The sequence below is a fragment of the Massilia sp. Root335 genome, from assembly GCF_001425685.1.
Taxonomy (GTDB): Bacteria; Pseudomonadota; Gammaproteobacteria; order Burkholderiales; family Burkholderiaceae_D; genus Telluria; species Telluria luteola.
This window is the reverse complement of sequence record NZ_LMCY01000069.1, coordinates 11,827-25,469: the sequence shown is the minus strand read 5'-3', so window position 1 is coordinate 25,469 and position 13,643 is coordinate 11,827. Positions and strand designations below refer to the sequence as shown.

Genomic DNA, 13,643 nt, shown 5'->3' with positions numbered 1-13,643 from the left:
CCACGCCTGAACCGGCGCTGCGGCTCGCAACCCCAACCGCAACCACGATGGCGTGCAGGCCAGGCCCGCGCACGCCCCTGCGACGACAAGGAGCTCGCATGAACAACCCATCCCGGCCGCTGCTGCGCGACCGCAACTTCGTCTGGCTGATGAGCGGCGGCGCCATCTCCGTCCTCGGCGACCAGTTCACCCTGATCGCCCTGCCCTGGCTCGTGCTCGAGCTGACGGGCGATCCCGTCGCGCTCGGCATGTCCGTCGCTCTGATGGGTCTCCCGCGCGCCGTATTGATCCTGTTCGGCGGGGCGCTCGTCGACCGTTACGCGCCGAAGCGGGTCCTGATGCTCACCAAGCACGTCAACACCGCGCTGCTGGCCGTGCTGGCCATCCTCGTCTACAGCGGCCATGCGCACCTGCCGGCCGTGCTCGCGCTGGCGCTGAGCCTGTCGCTCGCCTCGGCGTTCGGCATCCCGGCCGGCACCTCGATGCTGCCGCATGCCGTCGCGCCGCCCTACCTGCAAGCGGCGAACGGCATGATGATGGGGCTGCGCCAGGCGGCGATGCTGGCCGGGCCGCTGCTGGCGGGCCTGCTGTTCGCGCTCGCCGGCGACGGCAGCGGCGGCCCGCGCCACATGCACGGCCTCGCGCTGGCATTCGGCGTCGACTGCCTCAGTTTCGCCGTGTCGGCCTGGACCCTGGCGCAGGTCGAACCGCGGCCGTTCACGCCGCCGGCGCCGCAACCGGTGCTGCGCTCCGTGGCGGACGGCCTCGCGGCCGTGTGGCGCGACACCTTGCTGCGCACCTGCTTCATCTACTGGGGCCTGTGCGCCTGCGTGATCGGCGGCGTGATGCAGGTCGCGCTGCCGCTGCTGGCCAGCAGCCGCCTGCACGGCGCGTCCGCGCTCGGCCTGCTGCTGGGTGCCCATGGCGCCGGCGCCCTGCTGGGCATGGCCGCAAGCAGCATCGGACGCCGCCGCGCCGGCAATCTCGGCATGACCTTGTTGCTGATCGACGGCATCGTCGGCCTGCTGCTCGTGCCGCTGGGCCTGATTACCGCCAGCTGGCAGGGCATGCTGATCAACGTCGTCATCGGCGTGCTGGGCGGCTTCGTGCAGGTCGCGGTGTTCACGTGGATCCAGCAGCGCGTGCCGCGCGAACTGCTGGGCCGCACGATGAGCCTGTTCATGTTCGTCTTCATGGGCCTGGCGCCGTTGGCCGCCGCGCTGTCCGGGTGGATCGCCGGCCGCGTCGCGCTGCCGGCGCTGTTCGGCGGTGCCGGCGCGTGCCTCGCGGGCGCGGCGCTGCTGGCCTGGCTGTTCACGCCGATGCGTGCGCTGCGCGACGCGCCCGCCACGACGGTTTAGCATAGGCGCTGTAACATAGTGGGTTATCCCACGTCAAAGGAACCCGCATGCCCCGCTTCGCCGCCAACCTGAGCCTGATGTTCAACGAGCTCGGCTTCCTGGAACGTTTCGGCGCCGCGCGCGCGGCCGGCTTCGACGGCGTCGAGTTCCTGTTCCCGTATGCCTTCGACGCCGAACAGATCGCGGGCCGCCTGCAGCGCCATCGGCTGGAACTGGCGCTGCATAATTTTCCGGCCGGCGACTGGGCGGCCGGCGAACGGGGCCTGGCCTGCGATCCGCGCCGCGCCGGCGAGTTCCAGGACACCGTCGAACTGGCGCTGGAATACGCGCTCGACCTGGGCGTCAAGCGCCTGCATTGCCTGGCCGGCAAGCTGCCGCCGAACGTGGCGCCGGAACGCGCGCACGCGGCCTTCGTCGACAACCTCCGCTTCGCCGCCGCCGCGCTGGCGCCGCACGGCATCGCCCTGCTGATCGAACCGATCAACGACCGCGACATCCCCGGCTATTTCCTGACCCGCAGCGCGCAGGCTGCCGCCATCATCGCGGAGGCGGCCGTGCCCAATCTGTTCCTGCAATACGACATTTATCACATGCAGCGCATGGAGGGCGACCTCGCCAACACGCTGCGCGAACGCCTGCCGCTGATCCGCCACATCCAGCTGGCCGACGTGCCCGGCCGGCACGAACCGGGCACCGGCGAGATCAATTTCCCGTTCCTGTTCCGCACCTTGGACGAGCTCGGCTACGACGGCTGGGTCGGCTGCGAATACATCCCGCAGGGCGACACCGTGGCGGGCCTGGGCTGGCGTCCGTCCGTTTAAATTGATCATTGGCAATAACGAAGCGCCCAGGTTTGAAAGAATGGGGGCTTTTCCGGCCGGCCTTTTGCCGCCCAGAAAGGACCCATGGACCTGCGCCGCTGCCTCTCCCTTTTTGTCCTCGCCGCCAGCCTGTTGCTGGGCGGGTGTGCCAGTACCGGCCAGGTGAGCCTGGTCGAGGTGCGGCAATTCGCCGACGCCTCGGCCCGCCTGGGCGGCTACGGCGAGCTGTCGCGCCGCTACCGCGACACGTACGAGCGCGAACAACCGTACCTGTCGCCGGCCGCCGACCGCATCGCCAAGGAAAACGATGCGCGCCGGCGTGCCGTCTACGACGACTTCGTCAGCATCCAGAAGACCGTCGTGCTGTACATGCAGACGCTCAGCGTGCTGGCGGGCGACACCCGTTACGACCTGTCCGACCGCATCGACGACCTCGGCAGCGGCCTCAAGGCCAATGCGGAATCGGGCCTGCAGCAGCGCCAGATCGCCGCCTACACGGGGCTGGCGCGGCTGCTGACGCGGGTGATCGCGTCCGGCTACCAGAACCGCAGCGTCGAAACGATGGTGCGCGACGGCGACGCCGACGTGCAGATCCTGCTGGAAGCGATGATCACGCTGACGCGGCTGTACGCCAAGACCAACGACAACGAAAAGAAGACTGTGCTCGGCATCTTCGACGTCGAAATCCCCTTTTCCAGCAAGACATCCGACCGCATGCTGGTGACCCTCGCCAAGGTCCATTACCTGAACAAGTCGACGGAATACAAGCTGGTCGACAAACGCTATGACCTGGCCTTGCAGGGTTTGACGAAGGTCGCCCTGGGCCATCAAAAACTGCGCGAAAACATCAATAACCTGCACGGCGACGAAATACGCAGGATGCTGGCCGCGTACGCGCGCGACCTCACGAGCCTGCGCGACGCCCTGTCCGATTGAGCGCACGAGGAGAGATCATGGCAAACGACACGAATTCCCGGCAGGACGGCGCCAAGGCCGCGCCGACCGCGCCGCCGCCCGGCCCGGCCGAGGCATTGTCGACGGCACACCAGGTGGAAGAACTGGCCGACAAGCTGTCGGAGTGCGCGGACAGCATCCACGAGCGCGTGATGCGCGACATCCGGCGCCACCAGGGCGAGGACGTACCGGAATCGGAGCAGGCGGCCGCGCGCGCCCTGCTGAACGCGGAGATGGAGCTGCGCCAGCGCGCCAACCGGCTGTACGCGGAGGCGGCGGCCTGCATCGTGTCGGCGCTGGGCCAGCCGCAGCAACACCTGATTCAGCTGACCGTGGACGCCGCCGACAAGATCCGCCGCATCACGCGCATCGGCGACGGCATCACGCTCGTGGCCCGCCTGCTGGGGCTGGCGGCGGCGGCCAGCACGGGCCAGGTCGTGCCCATCCTCGCCGCCGTCGAGGGTCTCAAGGGCCAGCTCGACGTCATCGCCGTCGACAACGCGCCCGCCGCGCCCGCCGCTCCGGCCTGAGGTGCGGCGGTAGGCATCCCCGTCGTTCCGCGCTACACTGGGTTGCCGCCGCGCGGCATCCAATGACACGAACGAAGGGGATCTCCATGAACGTCAATCCACACGTCGAGTCCGGCGCCTGCCGTCACGCCTTCCCCGTGGCCATGGCGTGACCATGGAACCCCTTACGCCCGAGCAGTTGGCGCTGCTCAAGACCATGCTTGAACGGCGCATCGAGGCGCTGTCCCGCGTCGAGCAACCGCCACAGGACACGAGCGAGCTGCCCGTGGACGAGGTCGAGACGTCGCCGCTGGACCGTGCCACCGTACGCCTGCTGAACGACCTGTCGCGCGAAGCCGCCGACCACCACTCGGCCGAGATGCGCCAGCTGCGCCAGGCCCTGGCGCGTTTCGAAGACGGCACGTATGGATTGTGCGAGGAATGCGGCCAGCCGATCGGCGCGTCGCGCCTGCTGGCACGGCCGGAGGCGCGGCTGTGCATCGATTGCCAGACGCGCGCCGAACGACGCTAGCGCGCATATGGGACGGTCGGGCGCCCCATGAAAAAGAGCGGGAGGCCCGTCGGACAGGCCGTCCCGCCCCGCACTGCCTGGCGCCCCGCGCTGGCCGGCGCCGGCTCCCCCGAACCAGCCGGACCGGCCAGGCGCGGCTGCGCCGTCGCACAACAGTCGGCGCGCAGCGTGTGCCGCACACCCTATGCCGCACACCGTGTGCCGCTTAATACATGTGTTGGCCGCCGTTGATGGCCAGGTTGGCGCCCGTCATGAAGCCGGCGTCTTCCGAGGTCAGGTAGGCGACGAGACCGGCGATCTCGTCCGGCTCGCCCAGGCGGCCCACGGGGATCTGCGGCAGGATCTTGCCGGTCATCACGTCGCTGGGCACCGCCTCGACCATCTTGGTGCGCAGGTAGCCGGGCGATACCGTGTTCACGGTCACGCCATGGCGCGCCATTTCCAGCGCGAGCGCCTTCGTGAAGCCGTGCATGCCGGCCTTTGCGGCCGAGTAATTGGCCTGGCCAAACGCGCCCTGCTGGCCGTTGACGGACGAGATATTGATGATACGCCCCCAGCGCTGCGCCATCATCGGTTCGACCGCCTGCTTGCTCATGTTGAACACGCTGTCGAGGTCGGCACGCAGGACGGCCTGCCAATCCTCGAGCGTCATCTTGCGCAGGCTCTTGTCGCGCGTGATGCCGGCATTGTTCACCAATACGTCCACCCGGCCCATCTCGGCCAGCAGTTTCTGCATCATCCATTCGCAGTCGCCGTAGTCGGTGACGTCGACGCGATACGCCGTGAATCGGTATCCTTCGTCCCTCTGGGCGGCCAGCCACGCGTCAGGCGTGGCATTGCCGGGCGAATAGGTTGCCGCCACGCGGAACCCCTCCGCCTGCAGGCGCCGGCAGATTGCCGTGCCGAGTCCACCCATTCCTCCAGTCACCAAGGCTACTTTGTTATCGTGCATGGTTTCATCGTCCTGTCATCAAACCTGCCGCGCCGGGTGCGCAGCACGAAGCACCGAGTCTAGGGCGCCGGACAAAGCCGTCCTTGACGAAGCGCAAACGGATAAAGCTGGGGCGGCCGGACATGGCGGAGGGAAAACGATGTACCTGAGTAATCGGACAGAACGCCGCCGCAGCACGCGGCGGCGGATACTCAGTGGATGATGTCGGGGACGGTAGCCGGGTCGAAGTCGGCCCAGTCGCCGTCGACGATATTGCCCCTGGCCCGTTCGATATGATGGGCGCCGAGGTCGCGCAGCAGGTCGACGGCGCGCTGTTCGAGGCCCCCATCGTCGAATGCGACGGCCACGAGCATGCCGGCCGGACGGTTTTCCACCGGCGCGCGGCCGCCCTCTTCACTCTCGCCCGATTCTTTCATCTTGGAAAAGCTGAACAGCGAACCGACGTGCGCGCCGACGAGGCCGCCAACCACGGGCCCCAGCGGCCCGGTGACGGGGGTCGTCAAGGCGCCCGCGACGATGCCGATCGCCGCACCTGCGCCGGCGCCCTCGGCCACGCCCATCGGCGACTCCTTCGCGCCCGGCGAGTGGATATTGTCGCCGCCGATCGGCGTCAGGTCGTGCTGGCCCGGCTGGCTCAGGTAGAACCCACTGATGCGTTCGCTCGAAAAACCGGCGTCGACGAGGGCGCGGCGCGCCCGCTCGACGTCATCCTGCAGCTGGAAGTGCCCTGCAATGATCGTGGACATGGATGACCTCCTGCGTCGAAAGTAAGTGCATCATGCATCCCGCTGGGCTGGCTCTCTGTACGCGAGCGCACGCTGGCGCGCGGCTTAGCGCCATTGGCCATAGACTTCGCCGTAATGCTCGGGTTCCGGCGCCGGCGCGGCAAACCAGGCGCGCGGGTCCACGCGGTAATACGCCTCGAACTCCGCGTACAGGCCGGGATGGCGCGCGGCCAGCTCGTGCGGTTGCTCGAAGAAACTTTCCGTGGCCACCGCAAAGAACTCGGCCGGGTTCGTGGCGCCGTATGGATCGAGCACGTCGCGCTGGCCCCAGTACGCATCGCGCCGCAGCAGGGCGAAATCGCGCGACAGCGTTTCCGACCAGCTGCGATAGCGTTCCGGACTGCCGAGGAAGGGCGCGCCGTTGTTGCTGCCCGATTCGCTGTCGAGCTGGTGCGCGAATTCGTGCAGCACGACGTTGTGCGTGCCTTCGGCCGGCAGGCCCGCGCGGCGCACGTGCTCCCAGGACAGCACGACGCGACCGTCGCCCCACGATTCGCCCAGCAGGTCCTGGCGCGTTTCCGTGACGACGCCCGCCGCGTCCTGCTCGCGGCGCGGCACGAGGAAGGCACCGGGATAGACGAGCACGGCATGAAGGCCGGGATACACGCGGCTCGGGCGATTGAGCAGCAGGAGGCAGGCCTGCGCGGCGATGGTCACGCGCATCTCTTCCGTCACCTCGAGGCCGGCGCAGCCGACGAACGTCTTGTGGTGCAGGAACTGCTTGACGAGGCCTTGCAGCTGCGCGCGCAGTTCGGTGGACATGCCCCGGTATTGCGCGACGTTGCGTTCGATGACGCCGAGCTGAAAGGCGGTCAGCGGCCGCCCGAGCACGCGGCGCAGGCGCCAGCGCGGCACGAGCCAGGCCAGCAGCACGGCGAGCGCCAGCGCGGCGCAGACGAAAGCGGCTTCCATCGCAATCTCCCGATGCCGGTATTAATTGACCTCGGCCGGCGCCTGGCGCGCGAAATGCGCCGCGACCGCCTCGGCGTCACCGATCAGCTTGCCGCCGATGAAGACCTGCGGCCACGTGGTGCCGCCGGAGACGGCACGCAGCACGCTGGTCGTGATCTTCGCATCCTGCGGGATATCCGTGAAGACGATGCCGTTCGCCTTGAGCACGGCCTTGGCGCGCGCGCAGAACGGGCAACCCGGCTTGGAGAACATCACGACGGGCTCGCGCGGGGCCGCATCCGGATTAATGTAGCGCAGCATGGTGTCGGCATCCGACACTTCGAACGGATCGCCTTCCTTGTCCGGCTCGATGAACATCTTGGCGATGATGCCGTCCTTGACGAGCATCGAGTAGCGCCACGACCGCTTGCCGAAGCCGAGGTCGCGCTTGTCGACGAGCAGGCCCATGCCTTCCGTGAAATCGCCATTACCGTCGGGGATCATCGTGATATTGCCCGCTTCCTGGCCGGCCTGCCAGGACTGCAGGACGAACGCATCGTTGACGGCCATGCAGACGATGTCGTCGACGCCGTTCTCGCGGAATGCGGGCGCCAGTTCGTTGTAGCGCGGCAGATGCGCCGAGGAACAGGTTGGCGTGAACGCGCCCGGCAGGGCGAACACGACGACGGTCTTGCCTTTGAACAGCTCATCGGTCGTCACATCGCGCCATTGATCGTTCGGGCGCGCCTTGAACGTGACACGGGGAACCGGTTTTCCTTCCAGGGCTTCGGCACTCGGCAGCATGGATTCTCCTTGATGGGGTAAGCGGTCAGGGTGCCGCATCCGGCATATGAGCGCGCTTGTCGCCTTTTCAATTGCAAATCTGGAAAAAAACAGCGCCACCCGGCCTGTCGGCGGGGTGGCGCGTCGACCGTGGCCGCTTCCTGCGGCCGCGGGGCAGATTCCGGGCGCTCAGGCGCGCTCTTTGCCGACCTGGCTCGGCGGCGGGCCGAACAGTGCGGCGACGAGCGGATCGCGGGTCACCGGGCTGCGGTTGACGCGGATCGCGTAATGGGTGTCGTCGGCAAGGATGTGGAAGTGGCGGCCGGTGCCGGCCATGCTCTGCTCGCGCAGGCCCGGACGCTCCTTGCGCGGGGCGACGCCTTCGCGCTTGGGCTGGCAGATGGCGCCCAGGAAGGCCTTGACGCGATCCGGGTCCGGCGAAATGCGGTACACGGCCTTGCCCAGGTAGGTGGCGGTGCCTTCGATGTAGCGGGCCAGTTCGATGACGCCGGCTTCGCGCAGGTCGCGGATGTATTTGCGGGCGCCCGACGGCGAGAATTTGAGGAACCAGGCGATTTCGTCGGCCAGCATCTCATGGGTTTGCAGCTCGCCAATCAGCTTCTGCATGTTCTCGATCCGGCGCTGGGTGGCCGACGTCGACCGCACCCGCTCGATCGGCGCGAGCGAAATCGGTGCGCGCTCGGTCGGTTGCGGTGGAACGCGTTCGATCAGTGCAGAGTTGCTGGAAGTGTGCACCGCGTTGAGATCGCCTTGTACCGCATTGTGGTGAGTCGCTGCATGCATATTGGTCTACTCCGTGAAAAGGACTGTGTTCTGGTATGGCCCGGACCGCCGTATCTGTATGACCACTCGTCAACACGCCGGTTCCGCTTAACTGGATACAAGATTGCCTGCCTCATCACGCATGGTCTGTGCGCCATCCAACATTTCTAAAAATTTCTGAAAGTTATTTATCCCTCAAGGCAAGAGAAATCCGCGCACGCATTGACGAGCGCCAAATTGGCGGGGCTCAACGGGAACCATGCAGCGCAGCCTGAAATCGAAAGCGGTATTGATCAGTCATCGCGTGACGAACGCGCGACCTCGCCAAGCGGATGATGACGAAGCTGTAATGAAAGGAAGCTACATCGCAGAAAGGGCGACGTTGGGCGCAATAGGCAGGAATTACCGCGCAGTTCGTAACATCCTGAAACAACCGGCAACCATGGCATAGTTGACTACGTTGTAAAATCGCCACAGCAACCGGGCGTTAGGTGCGCTAGCGCACTGACCTGAAAAACGGCCGACTTGTATGCTTGGCATCAACATCTCTGCAAGGCATGCGATGTCAAGTACCTTTACAACTTATGGGAGTTACCTGTGAATAATACGAAGAAGATCGCTCTGGCGGCCGCCATCCTGTGCTCAGCCGGAACGGCCCTGGCCCAGGACACCACCGAGGTCATCAATCCATCGTGGTACATCGCCCCGACGGTGGTCGGCATCAAGCCCGACCATGATTTCCTGACCTCCAAGAAGGACTGGGGCGGCGGCTTGAAATTCGGCAAGGCCGTGCATCCGCTGTGGGATATCCAGTTCGGCGCCACCCAGGCGCGCGTCGACGACAACGGTTACAACTACCGCCAGACCCTCGTCGGCGTCGATGCCCTGCTGATGCTGTCGCGCAAGACCTTCCGTCCGTACCTGCTGGTCGGCGTGGGCGGCGAACGCGACCACGAGAGCAATCCGATCCGTAATGCGTCCGGCTGGTCTCCCTACTACCAGGCCGGCTTCGGCTTCCAGGTCAGCATGAACGACCAGTGGTCCCTGCAGGCCGACCTGCGCGACGTGCGCGCCCACCTGCGCGACGACGACAAGTTCGGCTTCTCGCGCGCCAACACCAAGTACGCGACCGTCAGCCTGAACTACGCCTTCAATCCGCCGCCGCGTCCGGCACCTGCCCCGGCACCGGCACCTGCGCCGGCGCCGGTCGTCGAGACCCCGCCGCCGGCACCGGCCGCGCCGCCGCCACCGCCGCCGGCCCGTTTCGAGAAGGTGACCCTGTCGGCCAGCGAGCTGTTCGGCTTCGACAAGGCGACCCTGAACATGCCGCAGCCGAAGCTGGATGACATCGCCGCCGCGCTGCAGGCCGATCCGTCGATCACCGACGTCGACATCACGGGCTACACCGACCGCCTGGGTTCGACCAAGTACAACCAGAAGCTGTCGGAGCGCCGTGCCAACGCCGTGCGCGAGTACCTGATCGGCAAGGGCGTCGACGGCAACCGCCTGAAGGCCTACGGCAAGGGCGAGCAGAACCCTGTCGTGACCGACTGCCACCAGAAGAAGCGCAAGGACCTGATCGAGTGCCTGGCACCGAACCGCCGCGTGGAAGTGGAGCCGATCACCATCGAGCGCCGCGTGCAGTAATGCGACCATGCAGGGCGCGCCCTGCGCGCAGCCGGCAGCGGTACGCCGGCCGCGCCTGAGCGATACCGGGCGTAGGCCCTTGAACGCGCCTTTCGGGCGCGTTCGTCTTTTTGGAGGTTACCTGATGGCAGTACAAAACTGGATTCCCTTCTCCCGCCAGGTCGTCCACGTGATGCGCTGCGCCGTGACCGAATGGCTGGGCCACCGGGCGTCGAGCAAAGGCGCCGCCCTCGCCTTCTACACGTTGTTCTCGCTGGCGCCCATCCTCGTGCTCGTCATCGCGATCGCCGGCTTTTTCTACGGCACCGACGCCGCCCAGGGCCAGTTGCTGGACGAGCTGCGCGGCCTCGTCGGCAAGCAGGGCGCGGAAACCATCCAGGCGATCCTGGCCGGCGCCCGCAACAAGGAAAGCGGCAAGCTGGCGACGATAATCGCCACCGGCCTGCTGCTCGTCGGCGCGACGAGCGCATTCGCCGAACTCAAGGACAGTCTCGACGAAATCTGGGACGTCCCGCCGCCGCAGGACGCGACCTGGTGGGATACCGTGCGTACCCGCCTGCTGTCGTTCGGCCTGATCCTCACGCTGGGCCTGCTGCTGATGTTCACGCTCGTCGTGTCGGCCGCGCTGACCCTGCTCGAAAAATACCTGGGCGGCATGTGGCATTCGGCCACGATCGTGCTCGGCTGGGTGGCGTGGGCCTTCAGCTTTCTCGTCATCGCCGTGATGTTCGGCGCGATCTACAAGCTGCTGCCGCGCGTGAAACTGTCCTGGCATGACGTGACCATTGGCGCCCTCGGCACCGCCATCATGTTCACGCTGGGTAAATTCGCGATCGGCCTGTACATCGGCAACAGCGGGACGACGAGCAGCTTCGGCGCGGCCGGTTCGCTGATCGCATTGCTGCTGTGGGTGTATTACTCGGCGCAGATCTTTTTCCTGGGTGCGGAATTCGCCCGCCAGTACGCCCTGCAGATGGGCAGCCTGCGCGACAAGGACGTCCCCGGTGCGCGCAAGCCGGACGCCGCGCCCGGATCGCACCCGTCGCCCGCCCGCTGAACCGGGCGCGGCGCGCTGCCAGCGTGCGCGGCAACCGAGCCGCGCACGCACTATTCACCGAGCAGTTCGGCGATGACTTCCATCCCCTCGACACGCTCGGCCACGACCTTGATCACGACGACGACGGGCACGCCGAGCAGCAATCCCCACATGCCCCACAGCCAGCCCCAGAACAGCAGGCTGACGAAGACGGCGGCCGGGTTCATCTTCGCGATCTTGCCCGTCATCCAGGTCGTGACAACCATGCCGACAAGCGTCGCGAGCGCCAGCGACGCACCGGCCACGAGGATCACCATGCGCAGCGATTCGAACTGAAAAAACGCGACGAGGCCCGTGACCGACGTGATCAGCAGCGGGCCGAAGTAAGGCATGATGTGCGCCACGCCGGCGAAGATCGCCCACGCGCCCGCGTTTTCCAGGCCGATGGCGCGCAACGCCGCCCACATCAGCAGGGCCAGCAGGACGTTCGTGACGAGCAGCATGAACATATAGTTCTGGATCGACGTGTTGATGTCTTCGAGGATGTGCACCGTGACCTTTTTCTGCGTCAGCGACGGTCCCGTCAGCTTGACGAGCTTGCGCTTGAACGTGTCGCCCGCGAGCAGCAAGAAGAACACGAGGAACACGACCATCGTGGCCTGCGAGATGAAGCTGGCGAGTCCGACGGACCCGGCCAGCAGCCAGTCCATGACGCGGAAATTGCTGCCGCCCGGCGTCGGCGTGGCGGCCGCTGCGCGGCGCGGCGGCGCCGCCCGTTTCGCGCCGCCGCCCGCATTGGCCGCGGCCTGCTCGAGCTCGGCCGCGGCGGCCTGCACCTGCTGGATCGTCGACGGACCGTCCGACCCGTCCGTGAGGATGCGCGTGACCTTGTGCGTCAGCGTCGGCAGTTCGTCGACGATGTTCAGGAATTCGCCCTGCACCCGTTGCGCGGTCAGGGCCATGCCGACGAGGATCAGGGCGGTGACGGCGGTGGCGCCGATGGCGCGCCTGATGTGCCAGCGTTCCAGCCAGCGCACGACGGGGCTCAGGGTGTAGGCGATGAAGATGCCGAGCAGGAGCGGCACGAAGAAATTCTTGGCCCACTGCAGGCCGAAGACGAAGGCGACGGTCGCGATCACGCCGAGCGTGAGACCGCGCGCATTCACATGGACAGGCAGGCGCAGTTCGCCGTGGACGGCACCGAGCTCGTCGCCGGTCGGCGCGCCGGCATCGTTCACGAGGCCGGCTTCACGCGCCGCCTGTTCCATGTCGGTAGCCGGTACGGCAACCGGAACGATGGTGTCGGATGCCCCGGACGTAGCGGGGCCGGATTGGGCGAGCTGCATGATACCTGCCTGAAGAAAACAGCCGATCCCGGGCATCCGCCGGCCAGCGCACTGCCCTGGCGGATGCCGCATGGTGCGGCGATCGAACTACCGTCGGGCCGGCCGTCGACCGGCCGTCCCGATGATTTTATTTTACGCGGATGTCGTTCTTGACCGACGACACACCCTTCACGCCACGCGCCACGTCGGCAGCCTTCTGCGCATCCTGCGGCTGGGCCACGAAGCCCGACAGCTGCACGTCGCCCTTGTAGGTCTCGACGTTGATCTCGGTGGACTTCAAGGTCGGCTCGTTGAAGATCGCGGCCTTGACCTTCGCCGTGATGGCGGCGTCGTCGACGTATTCGCCGGTGCTTTCGTGGGCCGGGGTCGACGAGCAGCCGACGACGGTGAACGCGACGGTGGCGGTGAACAGAGCGGTGGCGATGCGTTTGCTGACGTTCATGATGAACTCCTTGTTAGTGGTGGTACTTGGTTGTGCTCTTGACGAGCGAGGTGCGGATGGCCCGCTTATTTACCGAACTCGGCCTTCGCGGCCGAGACGCATTGATCCTTGGCGGCGCCCGCGAAGGCGTCGCATTTCTCCATGGCGACGCGATACGCGGCCGCCACCTTGTCGTCGCGCGCCTGGTTGCGCGCTTCGATCGTCTTCTGGTCGGCCTTGGCATCGGCCTGGGCCGCGACGAGGCGGGCCTTGGCCTGTTCCTGGCAGACATCCTTCGGGTTGCCCGTGAGGCCGGCGCAGCGCGCCTTGTCGGCGTCGTAGTTCGCGGAGGCGATGCGCATGCGCGCCCGGGTGTATGCCTTCAACGTGTCTTCGTACCGGGCCCGCGCTTCTTCCTCGGCATGCACGCGCGCGGCTTTCGCCTCGAGCACGCAGACGTCTTTCGGATTGCCCGTGATGGCATCGCAACGGGCGCGTGCGGTCTTGTAGTCGGCCGCCGCCGCGTCGCGTGCCTGCTGGTAGGCCAGCTTGGCTTCCGGCGTCGCCGCGTGGACATGTCCAACTGCCCACATCAAGGCGGCCGCCAACAACAGGATCATGTGTGGTGCGCGCATTTTTTATCTCCACTCTTGTTCGATGTCCTGTTAACGTTTTACTCTGCCGTAACGACGATTTCTGTTCGCTGACGAACACAGGAAAGGAGATGGTGAAAACGCGTCGGTCCATGGCCGGGAAGTGGGTGCGTCATCGCACAGACCCGTTACACATGACTGCGTAATCTGATCCTACATTTTTTGCCAG

General features: G+C 66.5%; 15 protein-coding genes. 7 read left to right on the top strand and 8 right to left on the bottom strand.

Translation table 11 applies throughout. The features are described from left to right. The first annotated feature begins 98 nt into the window (after positions 1-98). From ASC93_RS28560 to ASC93_RS28540, 5 genes are all read left to right on the top strand, one after another. Positions 99-1,361, top strand: a complete 1,263-nt coding sequence (locus ASC93_RS28560; RefSeq protein WP_056450785.1) for an MFS transporter — start codon at positions 99-101, stop codon at positions 1,359-1,361. A 47-nt stretch (positions 1,362-1,408) separates the two neighbouring features. Beyond that, complete coding sequence (otnI, locus tag ASC93_RS28555) at positions 1,409-2,182, top strand: 2-oxo-tetronate isomerase (RefSeq protein WP_056450782.1); 774 nt, start codon at positions 1,409-1,411, stop codon at positions 2,180-2,182. Between the two features lie 84 nt (positions 2,183-2,266). After that, positions 2,267-3,118 (top strand): hypothetical protein, encoded by an 852-nt coding sequence (locus ASC93_RS28550; RefSeq protein ID WP_056450779.1) that lies wholly within the window; start codon positions 2,267-2,269, stop codon positions 3,116-3,118. A 17-nt stretch (positions 3,119-3,135) separates the two neighbouring features. Further along, entirely contained in the window at positions 3,136-3,666 is a 531-nt protein-coding gene (locus ASC93_RS28545; protein WP_229412913.1) for a hypothetical protein, read from the top strand. 154 nt (positions 3,667-3,820) lie between these two features. After that, a complete protein-coding gene (locus ASC93_RS28540; protein ID WP_056450776.1) occupies positions 3,821-4,177 on the top strand; it encodes a TraR/DksA family transcriptional regulator in 357 nt (118 codons plus the stop codon). 205 nt (positions 4,178-4,382) lie between these two features. On the opposite strand, the gene phbB is transcribed toward ASC93_RS28540, so the two are convergent. The 5 genes from phbB to ASC93_RS28515 form a co-directional block, all read right to left on the bottom strand. Next, positions 4,383-5,129 (bottom strand): acetoacetyl-CoA reductase, encoded by a 747-nt coding sequence (gene phbB / locus ASC93_RS28535; protein WP_056450774.1) that lies wholly within the window; start codon positions 5,127-5,129, stop codon positions 4,383-4,385. Between the two features lie 191 nt (positions 5,130-5,320). Then, positions 5,321-5,875 carry a hypothetical protein gene (locus tag ASC93_RS28530; protein WP_056450771.1) on the bottom strand — a complete coding sequence of 185 codons (555 nt, stop codon included), beginning with the start codon at positions 5,873-5,875 and terminating at the stop codon, positions 5,321-5,323. An 84-nt stretch (positions 5,876-5,959) separates the two neighbouring features. Continuing rightward, positions 5,960-6,826: a zinc-dependent peptidase gene (locus ASC93_RS28525; protein ID WP_056450768.1), complete on the bottom strand. Its 867-nt coding sequence runs from the start codon at positions 6,824-6,826 to the stop codon at positions 5,960-5,962. Between the two features lie 21 nt (positions 6,827-6,847). Then, positions 6,848-7,609: a glutathione peroxidase gene (locus ASC93_RS28520; RefSeq protein WP_056450765.1), complete on the bottom strand. Its 762-nt coding sequence runs from the start codon at positions 7,607-7,609 to the stop codon at positions 6,848-6,850. A 168-nt stretch (positions 7,610-7,777) separates the two neighbouring features. Beyond that, positions 7,778-8,392, bottom strand: a complete 615-nt coding sequence (locus ASC93_RS28515) for a winged helix-turn-helix domain-containing protein (RefSeq protein WP_056450762.1) — start codon at positions 8,390-8,392, stop codon at positions 7,778-7,780. 576 nt (positions 8,393-8,968) lie between these two features. On the opposite strand from ASC93_RS28515, the gene ASC93_RS28510 reads away from it, so the two are divergent. After that, complete coding sequence (locus ASC93_RS28510; RefSeq protein ID WP_056450759.1) at positions 8,969-10,018, top strand: OmpA family protein; 1,050 nt, start codon at positions 8,969-8,971, stop codon at positions 10,016-10,018. Between the two features lie 124 nt (positions 10,019-10,142). Then, positions 10,143-11,075, top strand: coding sequence for a YihY/virulence factor BrkB family protein (locus ASC93_RS28505; RefSeq protein WP_056450756.1), 933 nt, complete (start codon positions 10,143-10,145; stop codon positions 11,073-11,075). 50 nt (positions 11,076-11,125) lie between these two features. Here the strand turns inward: ASC93_RS28505 and ASC93_RS28500 are convergent, their stop codons facing one another. The 3 genes from ASC93_RS28500 to ASC93_RS28490 all read right to left on the bottom strand — a co-directional run bounded on the left by ASC93_RS28500 (position 11,126) and on the right by ASC93_RS28490 (position 13,456). Next, positions 11,126-12,400 carry an AI-2E family transporter gene (locus ASC93_RS28500; protein ID WP_082548412.1) on the bottom strand — a complete coding sequence of 425 codons (1,275 nt, stop codon included), beginning with the start codon at positions 12,398-12,400 and terminating at the stop codon, positions 11,126-11,128. Positions 12,401-12,527: 127 nt separating this feature from the next. Continuing rightward, positions 12,528-12,842 carry a BON domain-containing protein gene (locus tag ASC93_RS28495; protein WP_056450754.1) on the bottom strand — a complete coding sequence of 105 codons (315 nt, stop codon included), beginning with the start codon at positions 12,840-12,842 and terminating at the stop codon, positions 12,528-12,530. Between the two features lie 65 nt (positions 12,843-12,907). After that, positions 12,908-13,456, bottom strand: coding sequence for a hypothetical protein (locus ASC93_RS28490; protein WP_056450751.1), 549 nt, complete (start codon positions 13,454-13,456; stop codon positions 12,908-12,910). Positions 13,457-13,643 lie beyond the last annotated feature (187 nt).

Coding starts and splice junctions, on each gene's coding strand:
- ASC93_RS28560 (WP_056450785.1), top strand. CDS start 99: ATGAACAACCCATCCCGGCCGCTGCTGCGCGACCGCAACTTCGTCTGG.
- otnI (WP_056450782.1), top strand. CDS start 1,409: ATGCCCCGCTTCGCCGCCAACCTGAGCCTGATGTTCAACGAGCTCGGC.
- ASC93_RS28550 (WP_056450779.1), top strand. CDS start 2,267: ATGGACCTGCGCCGCTGCCTCTCCCTTTTTGTCCTCGCCGCCAGCCTG.
- ASC93_RS28545 (WP_229412913.1), top strand. CDS start 3,136: ATGGCAAACGACACGAATTCCCGGCAGGACGGCGCCAAGGCCGCGCCG.
- ASC93_RS28540 (WP_056450776.1), top strand. CDS start 3,821: ATGGAACCCCTTACGCCCGAGCAGTTGGCGCTGCTCAAGACCATGCTT.
- phbB (WP_056450774.1), bottom strand. CDS start 5,129: ATGCACGATAACAAAGTAGCCTTGGTGACTGGAGGAATGGGTGGACTC.
- ASC93_RS28530 (WP_056450771.1), bottom strand. CDS start 5,875: ATGTCCACGATCATTGCAGGGCACTTCCAGCTGCAGGATGACGTCGAG.
- ASC93_RS28525 (WP_056450768.1), bottom strand. CDS start 6,826: ATGGAAGCCGCTTTCGTCTGCGCCGCGCTGGCGCTCGCCGTGCTGCTG.
- ASC93_RS28520 (WP_056450765.1), bottom strand. CDS start 7,609: ATGCTGCCGAGTGCCGAAGCCCTGGAAGGAAAACCGGTTCCCCGTGTC.
- ASC93_RS28515 (WP_056450762.1), bottom strand. CDS start 8,392: ATGCATGCAGCGACTCACCACAATGCGGTACAAGGCGATCTCAACGCG.
- ASC93_RS28505 (WP_056450756.1), top strand. CDS start 10,143: ATGGCAGTACAAAACTGGATTCCCTTCTCCCGCCAGGTCGTCCACGTG.
- ASC93_RS28500 (WP_082548412.1), bottom strand. CDS start 12,400: ATGCAGCTCGCCCAATCCGGCCCCGCTACGTCCGGGGCATCCGACACC.
- ASC93_RS28495 (WP_056450754.1), bottom strand. CDS start 12,842: ATGAACGTCAGCAAACGCATCGCCACCGCTCTGTTCACCGCCACCGTC.
- ASC93_RS28490 (WP_056450751.1), bottom strand. CDS start 13,456: ATGCGCGCACCACACATGATCCTGTTGTTGGCGGCCGCCTTGATGTGG.